The organism is Streptomyces sp. NPDC058246 (assembly GCF_042881985.1).
Classification (GTDB): domain Bacteria; phylum Actinomycetota; class Actinomycetes; order Streptomycetales; family Streptomycetaceae; genus Streptomyces.
Window position 1 is genome coordinate 188881 of the sequence record NZ_JBHVWZ010000013.1, and the last position, 22711, is coordinate 211591.

19 protein-coding genes are annotated in these 22711 nt (G+C 71.2%); 8 read left to right on the forward strand and 11 right to left on the reverse strand.

What is annotated here, in order from left to right; all coding sequences use genetic code 11:
* Positions 1-290 precede the first annotated feature (290 nt).
* Entirely contained in the window at positions 291-3521 is a 3231-nt protein-coding gene (locus ACFVXA_RS21000; RefSeq protein ID WP_390025981.1) for a helicase-related protein, read from the reverse strand.
* A gap of 167 nt (positions 3522-3688) precedes the next feature.
* Between ACFVXA_RS21000 and ACFVXA_RS21005 the strand changes: the two genes are divergently transcribed.
* Together ACFVXA_RS21005 and ACFVXA_RS21010 are read left to right on the forward strand one after the other, a co-directional pair.
* On the forward strand, positions 3689-5527 hold the full coding sequence (locus ACFVXA_RS21005) for an HSP90 family protein (protein WP_362032144.1): 1839 nt from the start codon (positions 3689-3691) through the stop codon (positions 5525-5527).
* Positions 5524-8508, forward strand: coding sequence for a tetratricopeptide repeat protein (locus ACFVXA_RS21010; RefSeq protein ID WP_390025983.1), 2985 nt, complete (start codon positions 5524-5526; stop codon positions 8506-8508). The genes ACFVXA_RS21005 and ACFVXA_RS21010 overlap by 4 nt, the downstream gene beginning before the upstream one ends.
* A 63-nt stretch (positions 8509-8571) precedes the next feature.
* Here ACFVXA_RS21010 and ACFVXA_RS21015 read toward each other — a convergent pair whose 3' ends face one another.
* Positions 8572-10488, reverse strand: coding sequence for a DAK2 domain-containing protein (locus tag ACFVXA_RS21015; RefSeq protein ID WP_390025985.1), 1917 nt, complete (start codon positions 10486-10488; stop codon positions 8572-8574).
* 259 nt (positions 10489-10747) lie between these two features.
* Between ACFVXA_RS21015 and rpmB the strand changes: the two genes are divergently transcribed.
* A complete protein-coding gene (rpmB, locus tag ACFVXA_RS21020; protein WP_003993230.1) occupies positions 10748-10933 on the forward strand; it encodes a 50S ribosomal protein L28 in 186 nt (61 codons plus the stop codon).
* Between the two features lie 297 nt (positions 10934-11230).
* Here rpmB and thiD read toward each other — a convergent pair whose 3' ends face one another.
* Both thiD and ACFVXA_RS21030 read right to left on the reverse strand, forming a co-directional pair.
* Positions 11231-12028, reverse strand: a complete 798-nt coding sequence (gene thiD, locus ACFVXA_RS21025; RefSeq protein ID WP_384398962.1) for a bifunctional hydroxymethylpyrimidine kinase/phosphomethylpyrimidine kinase — start codon at positions 12026-12028, stop codon at positions 11231-11233.
* A complete protein-coding gene (locus tag ACFVXA_RS21030; RefSeq protein ID WP_362032150.1) occupies positions 12025-12990 on the reverse strand; it encodes a thiamine-phosphate kinase in 966 nt (321 codons plus the stop codon). Before ACFVXA_RS21030 ends, thiD begins: the two co-directional genes overlap by 4 nt.
* Positions 12991-13196: 206 nt before the next feature.
* On the opposite strand from ACFVXA_RS21030, the gene ACFVXA_RS21035 reads away from it, so the two are divergent.
* Entirely contained in the window at positions 13197-13430 is a 234-nt protein-coding gene (locus tag ACFVXA_RS21035; RefSeq protein WP_028802415.1) for an Lrp/AsnC family transcriptional regulator, read from the forward strand.
* Between the two features lie 20 nt (positions 13431-13450).
* Positions 13451-13960 (forward strand): DUF3515 domain-containing protein, encoded by a 510-nt coding sequence (locus ACFVXA_RS21040; protein ID WP_389938042.1) that lies wholly within the window; start codon positions 13451-13453, stop codon positions 13958-13960.
* A 21-nt stretch (positions 13961-13981) separates the two neighbouring features.
* On the opposite strand, the gene ACFVXA_RS21045 is transcribed toward ACFVXA_RS21040, so the two are convergent.
* From ACFVXA_RS21045 to ACFVXA_RS21055, 3 genes are all read right to left on the reverse strand, one after another.
* A complete protein-coding gene (locus ACFVXA_RS21045) occupies positions 13982-15139 on the reverse strand; it encodes a D-alanine--D-alanine ligase family protein (protein ID WP_384020013.1) in 1158 nt (385 codons plus the stop codon).
* A gap of 169 nt (positions 15140-15308) precedes the next feature.
* On the reverse strand, positions 15309-16319 hold the full coding sequence (locus tag ACFVXA_RS21050) for an NAD(P)H-dependent glycerol-3-phosphate dehydrogenase (protein WP_362032157.1): 1011 nt from the start codon (positions 16317-16319) through the stop codon (positions 15309-15311).
* Complete coding sequence (locus ACFVXA_RS21055) at positions 16316-17092, reverse strand: lysophospholipid acyltransferase family protein (protein WP_362032159.1); 777 nt, start codon at positions 17090-17092, stop codon at positions 16316-16318. The genes ACFVXA_RS21050 and ACFVXA_RS21055 overlap by 4 nt, the downstream gene beginning before the upstream one ends.
* Before the next feature lie 144 nt (positions 17093-17236).
* Between ACFVXA_RS21055 and cofC the strand changes: the two genes are divergently transcribed.
* Both cofC and ACFVXA_RS21065 read left to right on the forward strand, forming a co-directional pair.
* Positions 17237-17875 carry a 2-phospho-L-lactate guanylyltransferase gene (gene cofC / locus ACFVXA_RS21060; protein ID WP_383740224.1) on the forward strand — a complete coding sequence of 213 codons (639 nt, stop codon included), beginning with the start codon at positions 17237-17239 and terminating at the stop codon, positions 17873-17875.
* Between the two features lie 147 nt (positions 17876-18022).
* The gene (locus ACFVXA_RS21065) at positions 18023-18226 is read left to right on the forward strand and encodes a hypothetical protein (protein WP_383740225.1); all 204 of its coding nucleotides are present in this window, start codon (positions 18023-18025) and stop codon (positions 18224-18226) included.
* 254 nt (positions 18227-18480) lie between these two features.
* Here the strand turns inward: ACFVXA_RS21065 and ACFVXA_RS21070 are convergent, their stop codons facing one another.
* The 4 genes from ACFVXA_RS21070 to leuC all read right to left on the reverse strand — a co-directional run bounded on the left by ACFVXA_RS21070 (position 18481) and on the right by leuC (position 21777).
* Positions 18481-19131, reverse strand: a complete 651-nt coding sequence (locus ACFVXA_RS21070; RefSeq protein WP_362032165.1) for an HU family DNA-binding protein — start codon at positions 19129-19131, stop codon at positions 18481-18483.
* Between the two features lie 138 nt (positions 19132-19269).
* Positions 19270-19500 carry a hypothetical protein gene (locus ACFVXA_RS21075; RefSeq protein WP_362032167.1) on the reverse strand — a complete coding sequence of 77 codons (231 nt, stop codon included), beginning with the start codon at positions 19498-19500 and terminating at the stop codon, positions 19270-19272.
* Between the two features lie 243 nt (positions 19501-19743).
* On the reverse strand, positions 19744-20337 hold the full coding sequence (leuD, locus tag ACFVXA_RS21080; RefSeq protein WP_362032169.1) for a 3-isopropylmalate dehydratase small subunit: 594 nt from the start codon (positions 20335-20337) through the stop codon (positions 19744-19746).
* 6 nt (positions 20338-20343) lie between these two features.
* On the reverse strand, positions 20344-21777 hold the full coding sequence (gene leuC / locus ACFVXA_RS21085) for a 3-isopropylmalate dehydratase large subunit (protein ID WP_383740230.1): 1434 nt from the start codon (positions 21775-21777) through the stop codon (positions 20344-20346).
* A 191-nt stretch (positions 21778-21968) separates the two neighbouring features.
* Between leuC and ndgR the strand changes: the two genes are divergently transcribed.
* Positions 21969-22685, forward strand: a complete 717-nt coding sequence (gene ndgR, locus ACFVXA_RS21090) for an IclR family transcriptional regulator NdgR (RefSeq protein ID WP_010984119.1) — start codon at positions 21969-21971, stop codon at positions 22683-22685.
* Positions 22686-22711 lie beyond the last annotated feature (26 nt).

The window sequence follows — 22711 nt, forward strand, 5'->3', positions numbered from 1 at the left end:
GTGGGTGTGTGTCGGGCTCAGTCTCTCAGCCCCCGCCGGGGTCGCGCGTTTCAGCCCCGGCCCGGGTCACGCTTTCTGCCGCTCCGGGGATTCCCCTCAGCTGCGCCCGGATGTCGTCTGGTCGCGGTTCTCAGTCCTTGTCCGGTACTGCTCGCGGCTCTCACCGCTTGTCCAGGTACGGCTCGGGGTTCTGCTCGCGGCTCTCATCCCTTGTCCAGGTACGGCTCGGGTCTCACTCCCTGTCCAGGTACGGCTCGGGTCTCACTCCCTGTTCAGGCACGGCTCGGGTCTCATCCCTTGTCCAGGTACTGCTCGCGCTCCTCGTCGAGCAGGGCGTCCAGGGCGGTGCGCAGGCCGGGGAGGGCGGTGAGCTCGGGGTCGGCGGCGACGACCGCGGCCGCCTCCTCGCGGGCCTCGGCGATGATCTCCTCGTCTTCGATGACGGCGAGCATCCGCAGCGAGGAGCGAACGCCGGACTGGGCCTGGCCGAGGACGTCGCCCTCGCGGCGCTGTTCGAGATCGATGCGGGAGAGCTCGAAGCCGTCGAGTGTGGACGCCACCGCGTTCAGCCGCTGGCGTGCCGGGCCGGCCTCCGGCATCTCGCTGACCAGGAGGCAGAGGCCGGCCGCCGAGCCACGGCCGACGCGGCCGCGCAGCTGGTGCAGCTGCGATACGCCGAACCGGTCGGCGTCCATGATCACCATCGCCGTGGCATTCGGCACGTTCACCCCGACCTCGATGACGGTGGTCGCGACGAGGACGTCGGTCTCGCCCGCGGCGAAGCGGCGCATGACGGCGTCCTTGTCGTCGGGCTGCATACGGCCGTGCAGGACTTCGACCTTGAGGCCCTGGAGAGGGCCCTTGGCGAGCTGGTCGGCGACGTCGAGGACGGCGAGGGGCGGCCGCTTCTCGGCCTCGTCCTCGGGGGACTTCTTCTTGCCGGCCTTCTTCGGGTCGTCCTCCTCGTCCCCGATACGGGGGCAGACGACGTACGCCTGATGGCCGTTCTCCACTTCCTCGCGCACGCGCTCCCACGCGCGCGTGAGGAAGTGGGGCTTGTCCGCGGCCGGGACGACATGGCTGGCGATCGGTGAGCGTCCGGCGGGGAGCTGGTCGAGGACGGAGGTCTCCAGGTCGCCGAAGACGGTCATGGCCACGGTGCGTGGAATGGGCGTGGCGGTCATGACCAGGAGGTGTGGGGGCTGCTTGCCCTTGCCGCGCAGGGCGTCGCGCTGCTCGACTCCGAAGCGGTGCTGCTCGTCGACGACGACCAGGCCCAGGTCGTGGAACTGCACCTTGTCCTCGATCAGCGCGTGCGTGCCGATGACGATCCCGGCCTCGCCGGTGACCAGGTCCAGCAGCGCCTGCCTCCGGGCGGCCGCGCCCATGGACCCGGTGAGCAGCACGACCTTGGTGGAGTGCTCGGCCCCGCCGAGCATGCCGCCCTCGGCCAACTCCCCCATCATTTCCGTGATCGACCGATGGTGCTGCTGGGCGAGCACCTCGGTGGGCGCGAGCATCGCGGCCTGTCCGCCCGCGTCGACGACGGTGAGCATGGCGCGCAGGGCGACCATGGTGTTGTGGGTGACAGTGAAGTTGTCGGTGACGTAGGCGTGGCTCGGGTGAGCGACGCTGATGCACTGGACCGGTTTGCGGCCCACGTACTCCACAGCCCGAATGCCTCGTCGGAATGTGTCGTATTTCGGGCGGGGGCAGACCCGATCAGCCTTACGGGACAGCCTGAAGGGCGCGTATTCGGCAGGAAGTGCCACCGAGACGTTGAAGGCGGCCTTCTTGGGCAGCACCCGAGCTCGTCCGCCCAGTGAGCGCACGAGCCACGCGACGTCCTCCGCGAGCCTGAGCGAGGCAGAACAGAGGGAGATGCCCAGCCCGTCCTTGTGCACCGTGCCGTCAGTGTCCAGCAGCCCCTGAAGGAGAGCGAGACGGTTCTTGATCGACGTGTTCTTGAAGTCCTCGGGGATGAACTTGCCGTGGGACGTCGTTGCCCACAGGTCCAGATCCCGCAGTGCCTGGATGACAGGATTCCGGGCACCTCCAGAGCGCTCCTTCGACTGGATCGTGTAGTCGCAGCGGGATCCAGTCACCGGAACCAGCCGGCAGTCCGGCGCGACTGCGCTCGCCACCGCGTCGCGGATCTCGTCATCGATCGTCGAAAGACGCAGATCGTGCCGGAATGAACCGTCACCCAACAGCAGCCCGAAGAGGTAGGGATCAAGTGGCAACCCGGCATCCTGTCCCAGATCGACGGGAGTCGCGGCGGGGACGTACCACTTGGGCGATCCGTTCGCCTTGAACATGTCGAGACGGATCTCCCTGGTGGTCATCGTCTTGGGCGTCTGGCCACGATGCCACCCGCCACTCGTGCCGACGATCCAGAGGTGCTCGTCGTCACACTCCACGGAACTTCCGTCGGAGAGAACCATGCGCCAGACATCACGCTCTCCCTGGGGGAAGACCCCGTCGATCAGTGCGATCTCGCCGTCGGGCACGACAACCTCGTCGCCCTCCCGCAGGTCTCCCATCCGCCGGAAACCCGCGGGTGTCAGTACCGTCGAGTCAAGGGGCTGAGCCTTGCCCGAGCCCACCTCTCCCTGGAGCAGTCGGTGCATCGGGTGCTCGGTCGCGAGGTCGTCGAAGATCTCCTTGGAGACCTTCTGCTGGCCCTCGGTGAGGGTGAAGGGCAGCTTGGCGTCGAAGGCGCTGAGCAGGCCGTCCGGCTTGGGGGTGCGGGCCACGGCCGGGAGCTGGGCGTCGGCGTAGCGGCGGCGGGCCAGGGCGACCTGGAGGACGAAGGCCTCGTCCCACTTGAGGCGGGCGCGGGCGTCGTGGATGTCCGCCTTGGTGTGCGGGCGGTGGATCTTGAGGAGGGCCTCGGGCAGGGCGACCAGGCCGCGGCCGTCCCGGAGGGAGTCCGGGAGGGGGTCGACGGCCTCCAGGGCACTCGGCAGCACCGTCTGCACGGATTTCGCGATCTTCCAGGACTCCAGCTTGGCGGTGGCCGGGTAGATCGGGATGAGGGCGCCCGCCCAGGAGTCGACGGTCTCGGCGGCGTCGTCGCTGTCGCCGCGCAGCAGCTCGTACGCCGGATGGGCCAGCTGGAGGCGGTGGTTGAAGACGGAGACCTTGCCGGAGAACATCGCGCGCGTGCCGGGCAGGAGGTCCTTGTGGGGCTTGTGCACGCCGTTGCCGAAGAAGACCAGCTGGAGGCGGCCGCTGCCGTCCGTGATGGTCACCTCGAGGCGCTGGCCCTTGCCGCGGGGCGCCCTGGAGGAGGCGAAGGTGAGCAGGCGCGCGTCGGCGACCTGGGCGACCACCGTCACATGCTCGTCCATGGGGAGGTCGGCGAGGTGGGTGAGCTGCCCGCGCTCCTCGTATCTGCGGGGATAGTGGTGCAGCAGGTCGCCGACGGTGTACAGGCCGAGGTGCTCGTCCATCACCTTCGCGGTGGCGGGACCGAGCACCTTCTTCAGTGGTTCTTCGAGCACGGGCACGAGATCCATTGCACACCACGGCACTGACATTGCCGTATACGTCCTGGAAATCCGCTGGTCAGGCGGGTCGTTCCGGGCCTAGGATGGCGCGCTCCGGCCCTCTTCGCGGTCACCGCCTTCCGGGACCGCCCGACCCCGCGCCGTCGCCCGTCCCCCCACCCACCGGCGCAGCGACGATGGACTCCCAGACTTCACAGCCATCACAGGCACCTCAGTCACCTCATACGTTCCAGGTCGACCTGCGCGGTTTGGTGGACCTGCTCTCCCATCACCTCTACTCCAGCCCCAAGGTCTATCTGCGCGAGCTGCTGCAGAACGCCGTGGACGCGATCACCGCGCGACGGGCCGAGCAGCCGCATGCCCCGGCCACCGTGCGCCTGTACGCCGAGGGCGGCGCCCTGCGGGTGGAGGACTCCGGCGTGGGGCTCACCGAGTCCGACGTGCACAACCTTCTCGCCACCATCGGCCGCAGCTCCAAGCGGAACGACGGTCTGGAGTCGGCGCGTTCCGACTTCCTGGGGCAGTTCGGCATCGGGTTGCTGGCGTGTTTCGTCGTCGCCGAGCGCATCCGGGTGGTCAGCCGCAGCGCGCGGACGCCCGACGCGGCGCCCGTGGAGTGGACGGCGGCCGACGACGGCTCGTACACCGTGCGCACGCTGCCGCACGAGGCGCGCCCCGAGCCGGGCACCACCGTGCACCTGGTGGCGCGCGCCGGGGCCGGCGAGTGGCTGAGCGAGGAGCGGGTCCGGTCGCTGGCACGGGACTTCGGGTCACTGCTGCCCTACGACGTGCGCGTCGGCGACGAGGCGATCGCGGACCTTCCGGCGCCCTGGGACCGCGCGTATCCGAGCCCGGCCGGCCGAAGGGTGGCCCTGGCGCGGCACTGCCATGAGCTGTTCGGGTTCACGCCGCTGGACTCGATCGACCTGGACGTGCCGCTCGCCGGGATCCGGGGCGTGGCGTACGTCCTGCCGTCCGCGGTCAGTCCGGCCCAGCGCGCGAGCCACCGTGTGCACCTGAAGGGCATGCTGCTCACCGAGCGGGCCGAACAGCTGCTGCCCGACTGGGCGTTCTTCGTGCGCTGCGTCCTCGACACGGACAGCCTGCGGCCCACCGCGTCACGGGAGTCGCTGTACGAGGACGAGACCCTCGCGGCCGTACGGGAGGCACTGGGTGAGCGCATCCGCTCCTGGCTGACCGGACTCGCTGCGGGCGATCCGGAGCGGCTGGCCGCCTTCCTGTCCGTCCACCACCTGGGCGTGAAGTCCCTGGCGCGGCACGACAAGGAGATGCTGCGCACGATGCTGCCGTGGCTGCCCTTCGAGACGACCGACGGGCGGCTGTCCCTGGAGGAGTTCGCGCAGCGGCACCCGGTGGTGCACTTCACGCGGACCGTGGAGGAGTACCGGCAGGTCGCGCCGATCGCCTCCGCGCAGGGCGTCGGGGTGATCAACGGCGGCTACACGTACGACAGCGAGCTGGTCGAGGCGTTGCCGACGGTGCGGCCGGGGACGGTCGTCTCGGAGCTGGACGCCGACACCGTGACGGCGCACCTGGACTCGGTCGACCCGGCCGAGGAGCTAGCCCTGTCGGCCTTCCTGGCGGCCGCTCGGGCGAAACTCGACCCCCTGGGCTGCGATGTGGTCCTGCGCGCCTTCCACCCGCTGTCGGTCCCGGCGCTGCACCTGGACGACCGGGCCGCCCGCCACGAGCAGGCCCGGGCGGAGGCCGAGGAACAGGCCGACGACCTGTGGGCGGGCATCCTCGGCTCGCTGCGCGGCAGCGCCCCCCGCGCACGCCTGGTGCTCAACCACCTCAACCCGCTGATCCGAAGGATCAGTTCACTCAGCGACCCGGAGCTCATCGGCACCGCCACGGAGTCCCTCTACGGGCAGGCCCTGCTGATGGCCCAGCGCCCGCTGCGGCCGGCCGACTCCGCGCTCCTCAATCGGTCGTTCATCGGCCTCCTGGAGTGGGCCACGCACACCGACCCCGGGAAGGACGACCGCCGATGAGCCAGGCCATGGACTTCGACACCCTGCGCCAGGCGATGGCGGACAACTACGAGCGGCCGGAGGGGCCCGCCCGCAACGCGCGCGCGGAGCAACTGCTCGTCGAGGCCGAGAAGCTGAACATCCCGCTCGCCGTGATCGAGGCGCTCGGACACCAGCTGAAGGTCTACAACTACAGCTCCGAGAAGGACAAGATGTTCGTCCCCTTCGCGCGCCTGCTGCGCATGTGGGACGAGCGCCCCGAGGACTTCGACGAGTACGAGATCCACTCCCTGCACTGGGTCTTCAAGTGGATGTCCGCCGGAATGCTCGACCAGCCGCACATCCCGCTCACCTCCATAGAGAAGTGGCTCGGCGAGATGGAGCACCGCTACCGGCTGGCCGGCCACTCCGAGCGGGCCGTGCGCGGCGCCGAGTTCAGCGTCGCCGCCCACCTGGGCGACCTGGAGCGCGCCGAGCGGGCGTACACCGCCTGGCTGGCCGCCGACCGGGACACCATGGCCGACTGCCACGCCTGTGAGCTGCACAGCCAGGGGTGGTGGCGGGCGGTGCGCGAGGCCGACGCGGAGGCGCTGGAACTGTGGCGCCCGGTCCTGGAGGGCGAGTACAGCTGCGCCCACGAGCCGCACACCGTCCTGGCGTCCTCCCTGCTCCCCCTGCTGCGCCTGGGCCGGCTGGACGAGGCGCGCGCCCATCACCTGCGGGGCTTCCGGCTGGTGCGCCCCATGGAGAGCATGCGCGGCGCGTACGCGGACCACGTGGAGTTCTGCGCGCTCTCCGGCAACGAGGCGCGCGCTCTGGAGCTGCTCGCGGAGCGGCCCGCCTATTTCACGGACTCCGGGGACCCGCGCAGCAAGCTGGACTTCATGGCGGTGGTGACCCTCCTGATGGACCGCCTGACCGCCCTCGGGCTCGGCGAACAGACGGTGCCCGGTCCTGCCGGGCGCGTGTGGACCGCGGGGGAACTCGCTGTCCACGCGCGCGGGCAGGCGCTGGCGCTGGCCGCGCGCTTCGACGCGCGCAACGGCACGTCGTACGTGAGCGAACGCGCCCGCGCGCGGATGGATCAGCCGGCGCTCGTGGACCGGCTGCCGCTGGGCGTGCGCTCCGCGCGCCCGGCGCACATCGTGCATTCCGCGCCGGCGCGGGCGCCCCAGGCACCCGCCCTCGCGCAGGCCGCCGCTCCGGACCTGTCCACGCTGCTCGCCGAGGCCCGGCGACTCTCGGCGCTCCGGAGCCCGGACGCCGTCGAGGCGTGGGCCGCGGTCTCGGCCGCCGCCGAGGGACACGAGCTGGAGGTGCGCGACCGCGCGGAGATCGCCGATCACGCGGCGATGGGCCGCGGCCCGGAGGGGGGCGAACTCTTTCATCGCGCCGCCGAGTTGTACGCGGAGGCGGGCGACCCCGGCGAGGCGCTCGCGGCCCGCGCCCGCGCCGCGTACGTCCTCGCCCTGTCCGGCGGCACCGAGGAGGCCCTGGCGACCACCGCGGAACTGTACGAGAAGGCCCTCGCCCTCTTCGCGGAGGGCGGGACAGGGGTGCCCCAGACGGCGTCCGTGCTGGTCGGGCAGGCGCGCGTCTTGATGCACCGGGTGGATGAAGCCGCGGGTGAGGCGGAGGCCGGCTCGGCCCCGGCGGGCGGCGACGTGACGGCCGCTGCCGCGCGGGCCGCGCGGGAGTTGCTGGCGCTTGCCGAGCCCCACATCGGGGACGACGTGGCGTTGGCCTCGCGGGCCGCGGAGGCGCAGGCGATGCTCGGGGAGCTGGCGGCGCGTTCCGGGGACGCCGAGGCGGCCGTGGAACTGCTCACGCAGGCCGTGAAGACGTTCGTGGCGGCCGGGCTGCCGTGGTTCGCCGTCGAGTACGACTCCCGGCTCGCCGGGATCGCCCTGCGTCTCGGCGACACGGACGCGGCGGAACGGGCGGCACGCGCGGCGCTGGAGCACGGAGGGTCGTACCTGGCGCCGATGGGCCAGGCCCAGCTGCACCTGCAGCTCGCCGAGATCCTCGGCACCGCTGGGCAGCCCCGGCCCGCCGCGGAGCACGCCCTGGAGGCCGCGCACTGGGCCGACGAGGCGGGCGAGGCCGCCACGCTCGGCGCCTGGGCCCGGCATCAGCTGGGCGGTTTCCTGCTCCGTCAGGGGCGGTGGGCGGAGGCGGCCGAGGTGCTGGAGTCGGCGCTGCCCGATCTGACCGCCGAGATGCACGGCGACGGTGGGATCGTGCAGACGCGGTGGTGGCTCGGTGACTGTCTCACCGAACTCGGCGAGCACCGCGAGGCCGCGGAGCACTGGCTGCGCGCCGCGGACATCGCCCGGCAGTGGCCCGAACAGCGCGACCACGCCATGCTCGCCCATCTCGCGGCCGAGGCCCTCGGGCGGGCCGGGCTGACCGCCCAGGCCGACCAGGCGTACGCGCGTGCCGGCGACCTCTGGCGCGCCCTCGGCAACGTCCATGGGCTGGTCCGGTCGCTGCGGGCCCGGGCGTGGGCCGCGGTCGCCACGGACGTGGGGGTCGACGGGGCCCGGGAGTTGATGGGGGTGGCGGTGCGGGAGTGCGAGTCGGCGGTCGCCTCCGTCGCGCCGGGCTCGGCGGCCGGCGCGACGGAGGACGAAGACGCTCGCCGGCGCCTCGTCGCCGAACTCGGGCACACCTACCGTCAGTTCGGGGACCTTGTGGCGCGTTCCGTTTCCGACGACGCGGAGGAGGCGTCCGCCCGGGCCGCGCTCGAGGAGGCCTTGGCCCACATCACGCGGGCGGTCTCCGTATTCGGCTCCCTCGGTGACGACGCCCTCGACGCCCGGACCGGAGCCGAGCTTGCCGCCGGGTGGCTGGAGGCCGATCTGGGCCACCCCGCCGAGGCCATCGCACGCGCGCGTGCGGTGCTGTCCGCCTACGCGGGCTCGGCGGGGGAAACCGTGGAGGCGCGGCGGGCCGAGGCGGAGAACATGCTGAGGGTGGCGGGGGCGCGGACGGAAGGGTGACAGGGGCCGGCCGGCGGTTCTCGCCCCTACCGACCCTCCCCCTCTCCGACGGGGTGAAAGCGGCTACTCCACCCCGATCAGCAGCAACGCCCCCTGGCGCCCGCCCCGGTACACCACCGTGTCCACCGCCAGGTACGACTCCCGGACCCGGGACTCGAGATGGGCGGCGACGGCGTCGGGGGCGTCGTCGCCGACGACGAGGGTGACCATTTCGCCGCCGGCGGCGAGCATGCGGTCGAGGACGGTTTCGGCGGTGGCGGTGAGGTCGGAACCGATGACGGCGACATCGCCGTCGATGAGGCCGAGGACGTCACCGGCCTGGCAGATGCCGGCCATGGTCCAGGACTGCCGCTCGGCGACGGCGACCTCGGCGTAGCGGGTGGCGCCGGCCGCCGAGGTCATGGCGACGACGTCCTCGTCGAAGCGGCGCTCAGGCTCGTGCACGGCGAGCGCGGCGATGCCCTGGACGGCGGACCGGGTGGGGATCAGCGCGGCCCGGACGCCCTCCGCGCGTGCCTGCTCGGCAGCCGCGGCCGCCGTGTGGCGCAGGTCCGCGTCGTTCGGCAGCAGCACCACCTCGCGCGCGTGGGCCCGCCGTACGGCCTCGACGAGCTCCCCGCTGGCGGGCGGCTCCCCGGGTCGCGCGAGCACGACGGTCGCCCCGGCCTCCGTGTACAGCCCGGCCAGGCCCTCGCCGGGCACGACGGCCACGACGGCCCGCTGCGCCCGCTCCCGGGGCGGCCGCCCCGCCGTGCCGCCCGTGTGGACGTCCCCCAGCCCGAAGTGGGTGATCCTGATCCGGTACGGCCGACCGGCCTCGATGCCCGCCTCGACGGCCGCGCCCGCGTCGTCCACATGCACATGGACGTTCCACAGACCGTCCCCGCCGACCACCACGAGCGAGTCACCGAAGCCGTCGAGCCGGTCCCGCAGCCGGGCCACGGCGGCGTCCTCCGCCTCCAGCAGATAGATGACCTCGAAGGCGGGGCCACTTCCCTCCGGCGCCCCGTCGACGCACACATCGGAACACCCGTCGGGATGGGCATCGGAACGCCCTGCGGAACACTCATCCGTATCCACGTCACCGACGCCGGTGACGTGCGTCACCGATTCGTGCACGCGCGCGTGGGCCTCCACAGGAACCGTCAGGGCCCCCGGCGCCTCCCCCGTGAACGTCTGCACCAGCGCCGCCAGCACCGCCACCAGGCCCCGCCCGCCCGCGTCGACCACACCGGCGCGTTCGAGGACGGCCAGTTGCCCGGGGGTCGCGAGGAGCGCTGCCCGCGCCCCCTCGTACGCCGCGCGCGCGACCACGCCGCAGTCGCCCTCGGCGCCGGTCGCGGCGTCGGCGGCGGCCGATGCGACCGTGAGCACCGTGCCCTCGACGGGGTGGGCGACCGCCTGACGCGCGGAGTCGGCTGCCCGCCGCAGGGCGAGCCGCAGGCCCTGACCGTCGGTGTGAGCCGTCTCACTGTCGGTGGCGAGCACCTGCGCCATGCCGCGCAGCAGCTGCGCGAGGATCGTCCCGGAGTTGCCACGGGCCCCGATCAGCGCCCCGTGCGCCATCGCCTGCACGGCGTCGGCGAGAGTGGGCCGCCGGGTCCCGGCACCCAGGGGCGAGGCGTCGTGACTCACGGCGGCCGCACCCTCGTCGCCCGTGACGACCGCGCTCTCGTAGCCGTCGGTGAAGGTGCTGTCGGTGAAGGTGCTGTCGGTGAAGGTGCCGTCGGAGGCCGGGCGGTCGGAGGCAGGGCGGTCGCCGCCCGCCTCGGCCACCGTCTCGTAGCCCGCGAAAACCGCCTCGACCGCCGCCGCGGCCGACTCCACCGTCAGATACAGATTCGTGCCGGTGTCGCCGTCGGCCACCGGGTAGACATTGATCGCGTCGATCTCTTCGCGCGCCCGTCCCAGCGCCTCCAGCGCGAGCCCGCACCAGGTGCGCACCGCGAGAGCATCCAATGTCTGCGGCACCTGCGGCACCTGCGCCTCCTTGAGCTGCTGGACGTGGGACGCAGCGTAGACCCAGGACGGGTTACTGGCGGTAGGGGGTCCCGAGGAGGGCCGGGGCGGGCCCCGGGGCAGCCATGGTAGTTTCGTTCTCCGGACGCAGTCGTTGTATGCTGCTCCAGTTGCCCGATCTGATCGGGCCTTCCCCTGGCACCGCCACTCAGATCCTAGATCCTGATTCCGGCATGCCGGGATCAACCCGTAAGTGCATCTGAAGTCTTTGGAGTGACCCGTGGCTGCCAACTGCGACGTCTGCGGCAAGGGGCCGGGCTTCGGCAACAACATCTCGCACTCGCACCGCCGTACGTCCCGTCGCTGGAACCCCAACATCCAGCGCGTCCGTACCGTGGTGGGCGGGACGCCGAAGCGCGTGAACGCTTGCACCTCGTGCATCAAGGCCGGCAAGGTCTCGCGCTGACAACCGCTAGCGCGCGGCCACTGCTGGTTCGCTTGCACTGAACCGGTCCACCTCTCACGGTGGGCCGGTTTTTTGCTGCTGTCATACGCGGCTGCTGTCATACGCGGCTGCCTTCATGCGCGGCTACCTTCATACGCGGCTGCCGACGGAGATCAAGGCCACACCCACCGGTTACCGCATCGACGTCACCCCCGACGCCAACCGTCAGCCCGGGCCCCAGCCCCGGCCCCAGCCCCGGCCCCGGCCCCGGCCCCAGCCCCAGCCCCAGCCCCAGCCCCAGCCCCAGCCCCCAAACGCCTACCCGCCCGTCCGGAACCGCCACCCGTGATCCACCGGCCCGATCCCGCCCCCCAGCGCGAACCCGGCCGCGATCGCCCCGGTGACGTACTCCTTGGCCGCCGCGACCGCCTCCGGCACGGTCTGCCCCTTCGCCAGTCCCGAAGCGATCGCTGACGCCAGGGTGCAGCCCGTACCGTGCGTGTGCCGGTTGTCGTGGCGCGGGGCCCGCAGCCAGTGTTCCTCGGAGCCGTCGGTCAGCAGGTCGACGGCGTCACCGGGCAGATGACCCCCCTTGATCAGCACCCACTTCGGCCCGTAGGACAGCACGGCCGCCGCGGCCCGCCGGAGATCGTCCTCCGACTCGACCCGTACGCCGGTGAGTTGGGTGACCTCGTCGAGGTTCGGCGTGGCGACCGTCGCGACCGGCAGGAGCTGTGTACGGACGGAGTCCAGTGCGGAGGCGGCCAGCAGGGAGTCGCCGTGTTTGGAGATGCCGACCGGGTCGACGACGGCGGGCGCGTCGGTGCCCCCGATCAACTCGGCGACGGTCTCGACGAGTTCGGCCGAGGCGAGCATGCCGGTCTTGACCGCCTGTACGCCGATGTCGTCGACGACGCTACGGTACTGGGCGCGCACCGCCTCCACCGGCAGCTCCCAAGCGCCCTGCACACCCAGGGAGTTCTGCGCCGTGACGGCGGTGATCACGCTCATGCCGTGCACGCCGAGCGCGAGCATCGTCTTCAGATCGGCCTGGATCCCGGCCCCGCCGCCGGAGTCGGAGCCCGCGACCGTCAGAACCCTGGGCGGCGCGCTCATGACTCGATGTCCCCGAAGTGGTCCCAGCCGCCCTTGCTGGTCCAGGGCGCCCCGTCCACCGTCACCTGCGGCAGCGCCGAGGGGTTGAGGACCTCACCGATCACCTTCCAGCGGGCGGGCAGTTTCACGTCCGGCGGGAAGGTCGCGACGATCGCGTGGTCCTCGCCGCCGGTGAGTACCCACTGGAGGGGGTCGACGCCGACCGCCTGCCCGATGTCGTTCATCTGGGAGGGGATGTCGATGTCGCCCGAGCGGACGTCGATGCGCACCTTGCTGGCCTCGGCGATGTGTCCGAGGTCGGCGATCAGCCCGTCGCTGACGTCCGTCATCGAGGTCGCGCCGAGCCCGGCCGCGGCCGGACCCGCGTGATACGGCGGTTCCGGACGCCGGTGGGCCTCGACGAAGGCGCGCGGCGAGCGGAAACCCCGCGAGAGCACCGCGAACCCGGCCGCCGACCAGCCCAGCCAGCCCGTCACGGCGACGACGTCACCGGGCTGGGCGCCGCCCCGGGTGACCGGCTCGTGGTTGCGCAGATCGCCGAGCGCGGTGATCGCCACGGTGATGACGTCACCGCGTACGACGTCGCCGCCCACCACGGCGGCGCCCGCCACCTGGCACTCGTCGCGCAGCCCGTCCATCAGCTCGGAGGGCCAGGTGGCCGGGAGTTCGGCCGGGACGACCAGCCCGAGCAGCAGCGCGGTCGGTACGGCGCCCATCGCGGCGATGTCCGCGAGGTTCTGTGCGGCCGCCTTGCGCCCGACGTCGTACGCCGTGGACCAGTCGCGGCGGAAGTGCCGTCCCTCCAGGAGGATGTCGGTGCTCGCCACGACCCTGCGGTCGGGCGCGGCCACCACGGCGGCGTCGTCGCCGGGGCCGACCCGGACGGCCGGGGTGGTGGTGAGACGCGAGGTGAGCTCCTTGATGAGCCCGAACTCCCCCAACTCGCCCACGGTGCCCTTCATGATCGTCGTGCTCCCTCTGTCGCTACCCGTGCCCGGTCGCGAGCCGTCTCCGTACTCGGTACGGTCGAGTTGACCGTCAACTCGTGCAGTCCCTGCACCCCGGCGCGCAAGCCCCAGTCACCCCGGGTCTCCCCGTGGCGAGCGGCAACGCGATACCGTGGCGTTCCTTTTCCCCACATGATCCTCGTGGCCGCCCTGGAGGTTCCGTGGTACAGGCGTACATCCTGATCCAGACGGAGGTCGGCAAAGCGTCGACCGTCGCCGAGACGATCAGCAAGATCCCGGGGGTGATCCAGGCCGAGGACGTGACAGGACCGTACGACGTCATCGTGCGCGCCCAGGCCGACACAGTCGACGAACTCGGCCGCATGGTGGTCGCGAAGGTCCAGCAAGTGGACGGCATCACCCGCACCCTGACCTGCCCGGTCGTACACCTCTAGCCCCCGTCTACCCTTGGCCGGTGAACTTCTTCCGTCACCGGCACTCCGCTTTCTTCGGGCTGCCCGCGCTCGCACTCCTGTTCACGATTGCGGGCTGCTCCTCAGCAGACGACAGCGCCTCGGTCTCGGTTCCGAGTCCGAACGCGAAGGTCACCAAGCTGTGCCAGAACCTGGACAAGGTGCTGCCGCGGACGGTGGACGGTCTGAGCCGCGAGGACCCCGAGCCCCGGTCCGCGCTGACCGCGGGCTGGGGAAGCCCGGCGATCATACTGCGCTGCGGTGTCGAACGGCCCCCGAAGATGGTCGACCCAAAGGTAGCCCTCGGCGACGACCCGAAGGCGGTCGGCGGCGGTGTGAACGGCGTCGACTGGCTGATGGAGAAGCAGGACGACGGCTCGAACCGCTTCACCACCGCGAACCGCAGCGCATACGTCGAGGTGACCGTCCCCAAGGGGCGGGACACTTCCGGCATGCTCGTCGACATGGCCGCGTCCATCAAGAAGGCGATCCCCAAGGGGATCGCCAACTGACACGAGGGCCGTAGGAGGTGCTCAGCGCAGGCCGGTCGGGCGTCGCAGCGCCGCCTGCACCAGGCGGTCGACCAGCTCCGGGTAGCTGACGCCCGTCTCCTGCCACATCCGCGGGTACATGGAGATCGGCGTGAAGCCCGGCATCGTGTTGATCTCGTTGATCACGAACTCGCCGTCCTCGGTGAGGAAGAAGTCCGCGCGGACCAGGCCCTCGCAGGACGCCGCCTCGAAGGCCTCGACTGCCAGTCGCCGCACCTCGGCGGTCTGCTCCTCGGTGAGCGGCGCCGGCACGAGCCCGTCGGCCGAGTCGATGTACTTGGCCTCGAAGTCGTAGAAGGCGTGGGACTGCACGGGGGGAATCTCGGCGGGAACGGAGGCACGCGGCCCGTCCTCGAACTCCAGCACGCCGCACTCGATCTCGCGACCGCGCAGCAGCGCCTCCACGATGATCTTCGGGTCGTGCCGCTGGGCCTCCTCGACCGCCTCGTCGAGGCCCGAGAGGTCGTCGACCTTGGTGATGCCGAAGGAGGACCCCGCGCGCGCGGGCTTCACGAACAGCGGCCAGCCGTGCTCGCCCGCGAAGTCGATGATCTTCTTGCGGGCGGCGGCCTCGTCCTGCTGCCACTCGCGCGGCCGGATCACCACGTACGGGCCCACCTTCAGGCCGAACGAGGTGAACACCCGCTTCATGTAGTCCTTGTCCTGGCCGACGGCCGAGGCGAGGACGCCGGAACCGACGTACGGGACCCCGGAGAGCTCCAGGAGGCCCTGGAGAGTGCCGTCCTCGCCGTACGGGCCGTGCAGCAGGGGGAAGACGACGTCGACCTCGCCGAGGGCCTTGGGGACGGAACCCGGCTCGCTGTAGACGACTTCACGGTTGGCCGGGTCGACAGGGAGCACCACGCCGCCCTCGCTCGACTCGGCGAGCTGCTCGACGCTGGGCTGCTTCCGGTCGACGATCGCCATGCGTTCCGGCTCGTCCGCGGTGAGCGCCCAACGGCCGTCCTGGGTGATGCCGATCGGCAGGACGTCGTACTTCGTACGGTCGATGGCGCGCAGGACGGCGCCGGCCGTGACCACGGAGATCCCGTGTTCGGAGCTGCGGCCGCCGAAGACGACGGCCACGCGCGGCTTGCGAGGCGGCTGCTCAGGGCTCTGGGGGAGGTTCTCGGTGCTCATATCGCGTTGAGAGTACCCGGTGGTACGGCGGTGAGTCAGCGTCCCACGGCCGCCGTTGCTCAGCGTCGTACGAGCGGTCGCACAGCGTTGATTTCCGACCTCCTACGAGCCGCCGCGGAGCGTCCCGACCGGTGGTGGGACCGGTGGTGCGACCAGTGGTGCGACCGGTTCAGCGGCGCTCGGGCTTCGCGCTGCGCGACATCAGCTCCTTGAGGGCGACGACCGGCGGCTTGCCCTCGTGGACGATGCCGACGACCGTCTCCGTGATGGGCATGTCGACGCCGTGCCGGCGGGCCAGATCCAGCACGGACTCACAGGACTTGACGCCCTCGGCGGTCTGCTTGGTGACCGCGATGGTCTCCTGAAGGGTCATGCCCCTGCCGAGATTGATGCCGAAGGTGTGGTTGCGCGAGAGCGGCGAGGAGCAGGTGGCCACCAGGTCGCCGAGGCCCGCGAGTCCGGAGAACGTCATCGGGTCGGCGCCCATGGCGAGTCCGAGCCGGGTGGTCTCCGCGAGCCCGCGGGTGATGAGCGAGCCCTTGGCGTTGTCGCCGAGGCCCATGCCGTCGGCGATGCCGACGGCGAGACCGATCACGTTCTTGACGGCGCCGCCGAGTTCGCAGCCCACCACGTCGGTGTTCGTGTACGGGCGCAGGTACGGCGTGTGGCAGGCCGACTGGAGGCGCTGGGCGACCGCTTCGGAGCGGCAGGCGACCACGGCGGCGGCCGGCATCCGCGCGGCGATCTCCCGGGCGAGGTTGGGCCCGGTGACCACGGCGATGCGGTCCGCGCCGACCTTGGCGACGTCCTCGACGACCTCGCTCATCCGCATGGTGGAGCCGAGTTCGACGCCCTTCATGAGGGAGACGAGGACGGTGTCGGGGGCGAGCAGCGGCACCCAGGCCGCGAGGTTTTCGCGCAGCGTCTGGGACGGCACGGCGAGGACCGTGAAGTCGGCGTCCGCGGCGGCCCGGGCGGCGTCGGTCGTGGCCCGCAGGTTCTCGGGGAGTTCGACGCCCGGCAGGTAGTCCGGGTTCGTACGGGTGGAGTTGACCGCCTCGGCGAGTTCGGCGCGGCGCGCCCACAGGGTGACCTCGCACCCCGCGTCGGCGAGCACCATGCCGAAGGCCGTACCCCACGATCCGGTCCCGAAGACAGCCGCCTTGACCGGCTTGCTCACGTGCTCTGCCCCTCTTCCCGCTGTGCCTGTGCCTTTTCCTTCGCCGCAGCCCTGCGGCGCTGCGCGATGCGCACCTCACGCGGGTCGTACGGCTTCGCGGGCGCCTTCTCGCCGCGGATATGCTCCAGCTGCACGGTGATGGCGGCCATGATGACCTCGGTGGCCTCCTTCAGGAGTTCCGGGCTCATCTCCTTGCCGTAGAAGCGCGAGAGGTCCACCGGCGGGCCGGCGAGCACGTGGTGGGTCTTGCGCGGAAGGATGTTGGGTTTCTTCGCGTACGGCGGCAGCAGTTCGTTGGCGCCCCACTGGGCGACGGGGATCACCGGGCACCTGGTCTGCAGCGCAACCCGCGCGGCACCGGTCTTGCCGGTCATCGGCCAGCCGTCGGGGTCGCGGGTGAGGGTGCCCTCGGGGTAGAACGCGACGCATTCGCCGCGCTCCACCGCGTCGATCGCGGCCCGGAAGGCGCTCAGCGCGTCGGTGCTCTCGCGGTAGACGGGGATCTGTCCGGTGCCGCGCATCGCGGCCCCCACGAATCCCTTCCGGAAAAGCGCCGCCTTCGCCAGGAATCGCGGAACTCGCCCGGTGTTGTACTGATAGTGGGCATACGCGAAGGGATCCACATGCGAATTGTGGTTCACCGCGGTGATAAATCCGCCCTCGACCGGAATGTTCTCCATTCCGCGCCAGTCCCGCTTGATCAGAACCACCAGCGGCGGTTTGCAGAGGACCGCTGCGAAGCGGTACCAGAAGCCGATTCTGCGGCGGGGCACGCGGACACCTTCCTCTAGGGCCTGGGGGGCCGCACAAGTGTCGCCCCAGGCCGCCTGTCTGTCGAGAACACCGTACGCCCCGGGATCCGGGCCGCCAGGGCCGCCGGGTCACAATGGGGCGCGACAAGGGAGGGCGGAACGCTCGTGCGCTGGACTGTGGTGGTACCCCTCAAACCCCTGGCGCGGGCCAAGAGCAGGCTGGCCGACACGGCCGCCGACGGACTCCGTCCCGGGCTCGCCCTCGCCTTCGCGCAGGACACCGTGGCGGCTGCGCTGGCCTGCGCCGCGGTCCGGGATGTGGCGGTCGTCACGGACGACGCCCTGGCCGGCCGGGAGCTGGCCGCGCTGGGCGCGCGGGTCGTTCCCGACGAGCCCGGTGGGGGCCTGAACGCGGCGCTGGCGCACGGAGCGCGGGTCGTACGCTCCTGGCGCCCCGACGGTGCCGTGGCGGCCCTCAACGCCGATCTGCCCGCGCTGCGGTCCGAGGAATTGGGCCGGGTACTCGATGCGGCGGCCGAATTCCCTCGCGCTTTTCTGCCGGATACCGCCGCAATCGGTACGACTCTGCTGGCCGCGGCTCCCGGCCGGGAATTGCTCCCGGCTTTCGGTGGTGATTCCCGCGCCCGGCATCGTGCCTCGGGAGCGGTGGAACTCCCGGTGGACGGCGTGGATTCCGTACGACAGGACGTGGACACCGGGGCCGATCTGCGGGCGGCGCTGGCGCTGGGGGTGGGACCGCGCACGGCGGCCGCGGCGGCGCGGTTGCTGATTCCCGGGCAGTAGGCGGGTTGTCTTCCCGCGGCCGTCCGTGGCCGGTCCGCGGGTTCTCTTCCCGCGGCCGTCCGTGGCCGGTCGCGCCCACACGGCGGGGCCACAGATGTCACGGCCCGCGCCTCTCGAGGGCGCCAGGGGGTAAGTAGGCTGCCTTCTATGCAGGCGACCGCGTACACGTACGACCCCGAGACCCGTAGCGGCCAGGTGCTGCTCGACGACGGCACTCCGGTGCCCTTCGACGGTCCGGCGTTCGACGCCGGCGGGCTGCGGCTGCTGCGCCCCGGGCAGCGCGTGCGCATCGAGACCGTCGGCGAGGGCGCCGCCCGCCGGATCACGCTGATCACCCTGCAGACGCTGTAGGGGCTGGAGCTGGGGCTGTACGCGCTGCGCACCCACCGCGGGCCCGGGAGCCGTACGTGCTGCACACGCCGAAGGCCGGGGGCCGTACGCCCCGCACACACCGCGGGCCGGCGTCCGGACGCCCTTCGCACACGCCGCGGGCCGGCGGCCGTACGCCCTGCGGACCGGCGGTCGTACACCCCGCACACACGCCGCGGGCCGGGCTCCCGAGGGGAGCCCGGCCCGGCGCGTGAGGTGCCTCTGCGCCTCTGCTTCTAGCGGGCGGTGGCCTTCTTGGCGGTGGTCTTGCGAGCCGCCGACTTCTTGGCGGGGGCCTTCTTGGCGGTCGCCTTCTTCGCCGGGGCCTTCTTGGCGGTCGCCTTCTTGGCGGTGGTCTTCTTCGCCGCGGTCTTCTTGGCGGTCGCCGTGGTCTTCTTGGCGGTCGTCTTCTTGGCCGTGGTCTTCTTCGCGGCGGCGGTGGTCTTCTTCGCCGTCGTCTTCTTCGCGGCGGCGGTGGTCTTCTTCGCCGTCGCCTTCTTGGCGGTGGTGGCCTTCTTGGCCGCGGCCTTCTTGACCGTGGCGGCGGCACCGCCGGTCAGGCTGCCCTTGGGCGCCTTCTTGACGGCGACCTCGCCGCCGCGCGGGAGCTTCTTCGAGCCGCTCACCAGGTCCTTGAAGCCCTGGCCCGCGCGGAAGCGCGGCACGGAGGTCTTCTTGACCCGAACACGCTCACCCGTCTGCGGGTTGCGGGCGTAACGAGCCGGACGGTCGACCTTCTCGAAGGAACCGAAGCCGGTGACCGAGACCCGGTCCCCGCCGACAACTGCACGGACGATGGCGTCCAGTACGGCGTCGACCGCGTCGGCGGCCTGCTGACGCCCGCCGACCTTGTCGGCAATCGCTTCTACGAGCTGCGCCTTGTTCACGTCTTCCCCTTCGGAGACATTGCCCGAACGAATGCGTTCAAGCTTTTTCGCACGTTAGGCAGATATATACCGCAAATCAAACACGAAACGGGCTAATCACCCTTGTGCCGCAACGAACTCGGGCTGTCGCGGAGTTCCTCAGCGTTCCCCTTCGAGGAATCGACCCTCGTCGAGGTCGTTGGTGAACCGCTCCAGCCGCCTTGTCGCGTCGGCGAGATCGTGCTTGGCCACGGCCGTAATGACCAGCAGCTTCCGGGTCAGCGCCATCCGTACGCCCTCCGGGACTTGCAGTGCGCGCACTCTTGTGTGCGCTTCCTTGAGTTGGGCCGCGACTGCCACGTAGAGCTCGAGTTGGCCGTCGTGTTCCATGCACAGATTGTGCCATCTGGGGCGAGTTGTCGCCTGCGCAGGGGGTAACTGCCGCCCCTGGAGGGGGTTCTGAGCACCTCGGCAGGACGCGGCACCAGGGGTCGGCTACCCCGGTAACCACCCTTGTAACGAGGGGAGTTGAGGCCGCCCGTCGCGGGGCGGCGAAGGCCTTCGGGGGCAGACACAGCTGTACCCCCAACCGTCCACGATTGGGGGTACAGAGGTGTGTTGCGGTGGCCGAAATCAGACCTGGAGCGTCTTCGGCTTGTGCGACGGCCGCTTGGCCTCGTACGCGGCGATATCGCCCTCGTTCTGGAGGGTGATGGAGATGTCGTCCAGGCCGTTCAGCAGCCGCCAGCGGGCGTTCTCGTCGAGTTCGAAGGCCGCGGTGATGCCCTCGGCGCGTACCTCGCGGGCCTCCAGGTCGACCGTGATCTCGGCCCGCGGGTCCTGCTCCGTCAGCTCCTGCAACGCTTCCACGATCTTCTGCTCCAGAACCACTGTGAGCAGGCCGTTCTTGAGCGAGTTGCCCCGGAAGATGTCCGCGAAGCGCGAGGAGATGACGGCCTTGAAGCCGTAGTTCTGCAGCGCCCAGACGGCGTGCTCGCGCGAGGAGCCCGTACCGAAGTCGGGGCCGGCCACCAGGACCGTGGCGCCCTTGCGCTCGGGCTGGTTGAGGATGAAGGACGAGTCCTTGCGCCAGGCCTCGAAGAGCCCGTCCTCGAAGCCGTCCCGGGTGACCTTCTTGAGCCAGTGGGCGGGGATGATCTGGTCGGTGTCGACGTTGCTGCGGCGCAGCGGGACGGCCCGGCCGGTGTGCGTGGTGAATGCTTCCATGACGTCTCAGACTCCAGCGGGCGTACGGGCGGCAGACGAGTCGGCCAGATCGGCCGGGGAGGCCAGGTGGCCGAGTACGGCGGTGGCGGCGGCGACCTGCGGCGACACCAGGTGCGTACGGCCGCCCTTGCCCTGCCTGCCCTCGAAGTTGCGGTTGGAGGTGGAGGCGGAGCGCTCACCGGGGGCCAGCTGGTCGGGGTTCATGCCCAGACACATCGAGCAGCCCGCGTGCCGCCATTCGGCGCCGGCCTCCTTGAAGACCACGTCCAGACCCTCGGAAACGGCCTGCAGACCGACCCGCGCGGAGCCGGGGACCACCAGCATCCGTACGCCGTCGGCGACTTTGTGTCCCTCGACGATCGCGGCGGCGGCGCGCAGGTCCTCGATGCGGCCGTTGGTGCACGAACCTACGAAGACGGTGTCGACCTTGATGTCGCGCAGCGGCTGTCCGGCGGTCAACCCCATGTATTCCAGGGCCTTTTCGGCGGCGTGGCGCTCCGATGCGTCTTCGTACGAAGCCGGATCGGGGACGGAAGCCGAAAGCGGCGCGCCCTGGCCCGGGTTGGTGCCCCAGGTGACGAACGGCGCCAGCGAAGCGGCGTCGATGACGACCTCCGCGTCGAATTCCGCGTCCGCGTCCGACTTCAGGGTCTTCCAGTACGCGACGGCGGCGTCCCACTCCTCGCCCTCGGGCGCGTGGGCGCGGCCCTTGAGGTAGGCGAAGGTGGTCTCGTCGGGGGCGATCATGCCCGCGCGGGCGCCGGCCTCGATCGACATGTTGCAGATGGTCATCCGGGCCTCCATCGAGAGCTTCTCGATGGCGGAGCCGCGGTATTCCAGGATGTAGCCCTGGCCGCCGCCGGTGCCGATCTTGGCGATGATCGCCAGGATCAGGTCCTTGGCGGTGACGCCGTCGGGCAGCTCGCCGTCGACCGTGATGGCCATGGTCTTGGGGCGGGCCAGCGGCAGCGTCTGGGTGGCCAGCACGTGCTCGACCTGCGAGGTGCCGATGCCGAACGCCAGCGCGCCGAAGGCGCCGTGCGTGGAGGTGTGGGAGTCACCGCACACGACCGTGGTGCCGGGCTGGGTCAGGCCCAGCTGAGGCCCCACCACGTGGACGACGCCCTGCTCGACGTCGCCCAGCGAGTGCAGGCGAACACCGAACTCGGCGGCGTTCTTGCGCAGCGTCTCCAGCTGGACGCGCGAGACCGGGTCCGCGATGGGCTTGTCGATGTCGAGGGTCGGGGTGTTGTGATCCTCGGTGGCGATGGTGAGGTCGAGACGCCGCACGGGACGGCCCGCCTGACGGAGACCGTCGAAGGCCTGGGGGCTGGTCACCTCGTGCAGCAGGTGCAGATCGATGAAGAGGAGGTCGGGCTCGCCCTCGGCGCGCCGGACGACATGGTCGTCCCAGACCTTCTCCGCGAGTGTCCTACCCATCGCTTTCCCTCCGGCCGGCCTGTGTGGCGCCGGCCCAACTAGAGATTTCCGGGGCGGGCAACGTTCGTACCCCTCATACCGGACGTCGTCCGCCGGACCCGTTGGTCCGCGGGCCGCTGTGTCTACAAGGGTGGCGCGTTCCACGGAAAATTGAACTTGCGTTTCACAGAGTGAGACGCGAGTATCGTTGCATGGACAACAGTAGCGGCGTCGGCGTCCTGGACAAGGCAGCCCTTGTCCTGAGCGCTCTGGAGTCCGGTCCGGCCACCCTCGCGGGCCTGGTCGCGGCGACCGGACTGGCACGACCCACGGCACATCGCCTCGCCGTGGCACTTGAACACCACCGCATGGTGGCGCGTGACATGCAGGGCCGTTTCATCCTCGGCCCCCGCCTCGCCGAGCTGGCCGCGGCCGCCGGCGAGGACCGCCTCCTCGCGACGGCCGGCCCGGTGCTCACGCACCTGCGCGACGTCACGGGCGAGAGCGCGCAGCTCTACCGCCGCCAGGGCGACATGCGTATCTGCGTCGCCGCGGCCGAGCGTCTGTCGGGCCTCAGGGACACGGTCCCGGTCGGTTCCACGCTCACCATGAAGGCCGGTTCCTCGGCCCAGATCCTGATGGCCTGGGAGGAGCCGGAGCGCCTGCACCGCGGCCTCCAGGGCGCGCGCTTCACCGCCACCGCGCTCTCGGGCGTACGGCGCCGGGGCTGGGCCCAGTCCATCGGCGAGCGCGAGCCGGGCGTCGCCTCCGTCTCCGCTCCCGTGCGCGGCCCCTCGAACCGCGTCGTGGCCGCCGTCTCGGTCTCCGGACCGATCGAGCGCCTGACGCGCCACCCGGGCCGGATGCACGCCCAGGCGGTCATCGACGCCGCCGGCCGCCTCTCCGAGGCCCTGCGCCGCACGGGCTGACCTTCTCGTACGCGAGGGGATCACAC

Coding starts and splice junctions, on each gene's coding strand:
- leuC (WP_383740230.1), bottom strand. CDS start 21,777: ATGGGTAGGACACTCGCGGAGAAGGTCTGGGACGACCATGTCGTCCGG.
- ACFVXA_RS21045 (WP_384020013.1), bottom strand. CDS start 15,139: ATGAGCACCGAGAACCTCCCCCAGAGCCCTGAGCAGCCGCCTCGCAAG.
- leuD (WP_362032169.1), bottom strand. CDS start 20,337: ATGGAAGCATTCACCACGCACACCGGCCGGGCCGTCCCGCTGCGCCGC.
- ACFVXA_RS21010 (WP_390025983.1), top strand. CDS start 5,524: ATGAGCCAGGCCATGGACTTCGACACCCTGCGCCAGGCGATGGCGGAC.
- ACFVXA_RS21030 (WP_362032150.1), bottom strand. CDS start 12,990: ATGAAGGGCACCGTGGGCGAGTTGGGGGAGTTCGGGCTCATCAAGGAG.
- ACFVXA_RS21065 (WP_383740225.1), top strand. CDS start 18,023: ATGCAGGCGACCGCGTACACGTACGACCCCGAGACCCGTAGCGGCCAG.
- ACFVXA_RS21075 (WP_362032167.1), bottom strand. CDS start 19,500: ATGGAACACGACGGCCAACTCGAGCTCTACGTGGCAGTCGCGGCCCAA.
- thiD (WP_384398962.1), bottom strand. CDS start 12,028: ATGAGCGCGCCGCCCAGGGTTCTGACGGTCGCGGGCTCCGACTCCGGC.
- ACFVXA_RS21000 (WP_390025981.1), bottom strand. CDS start 3,521: ATGGATCTCGTGCCCGTGCTCGAAGAACCACTGAAGAAGGTGCTCGGT.
- ndgR (WP_010984119.1), top strand. CDS start 21,969: ATGGACAACAGTAGCGGCGTCGGCGTCCTGGACAAGGCAGCCCTTGTC.
- ACFVXA_RS21005 (WP_362032144.1), top strand. CDS start 3,689: ATGGACTCCCAGACTTCACAGCCATCACAGGCACCTCAGTCACCTCAT.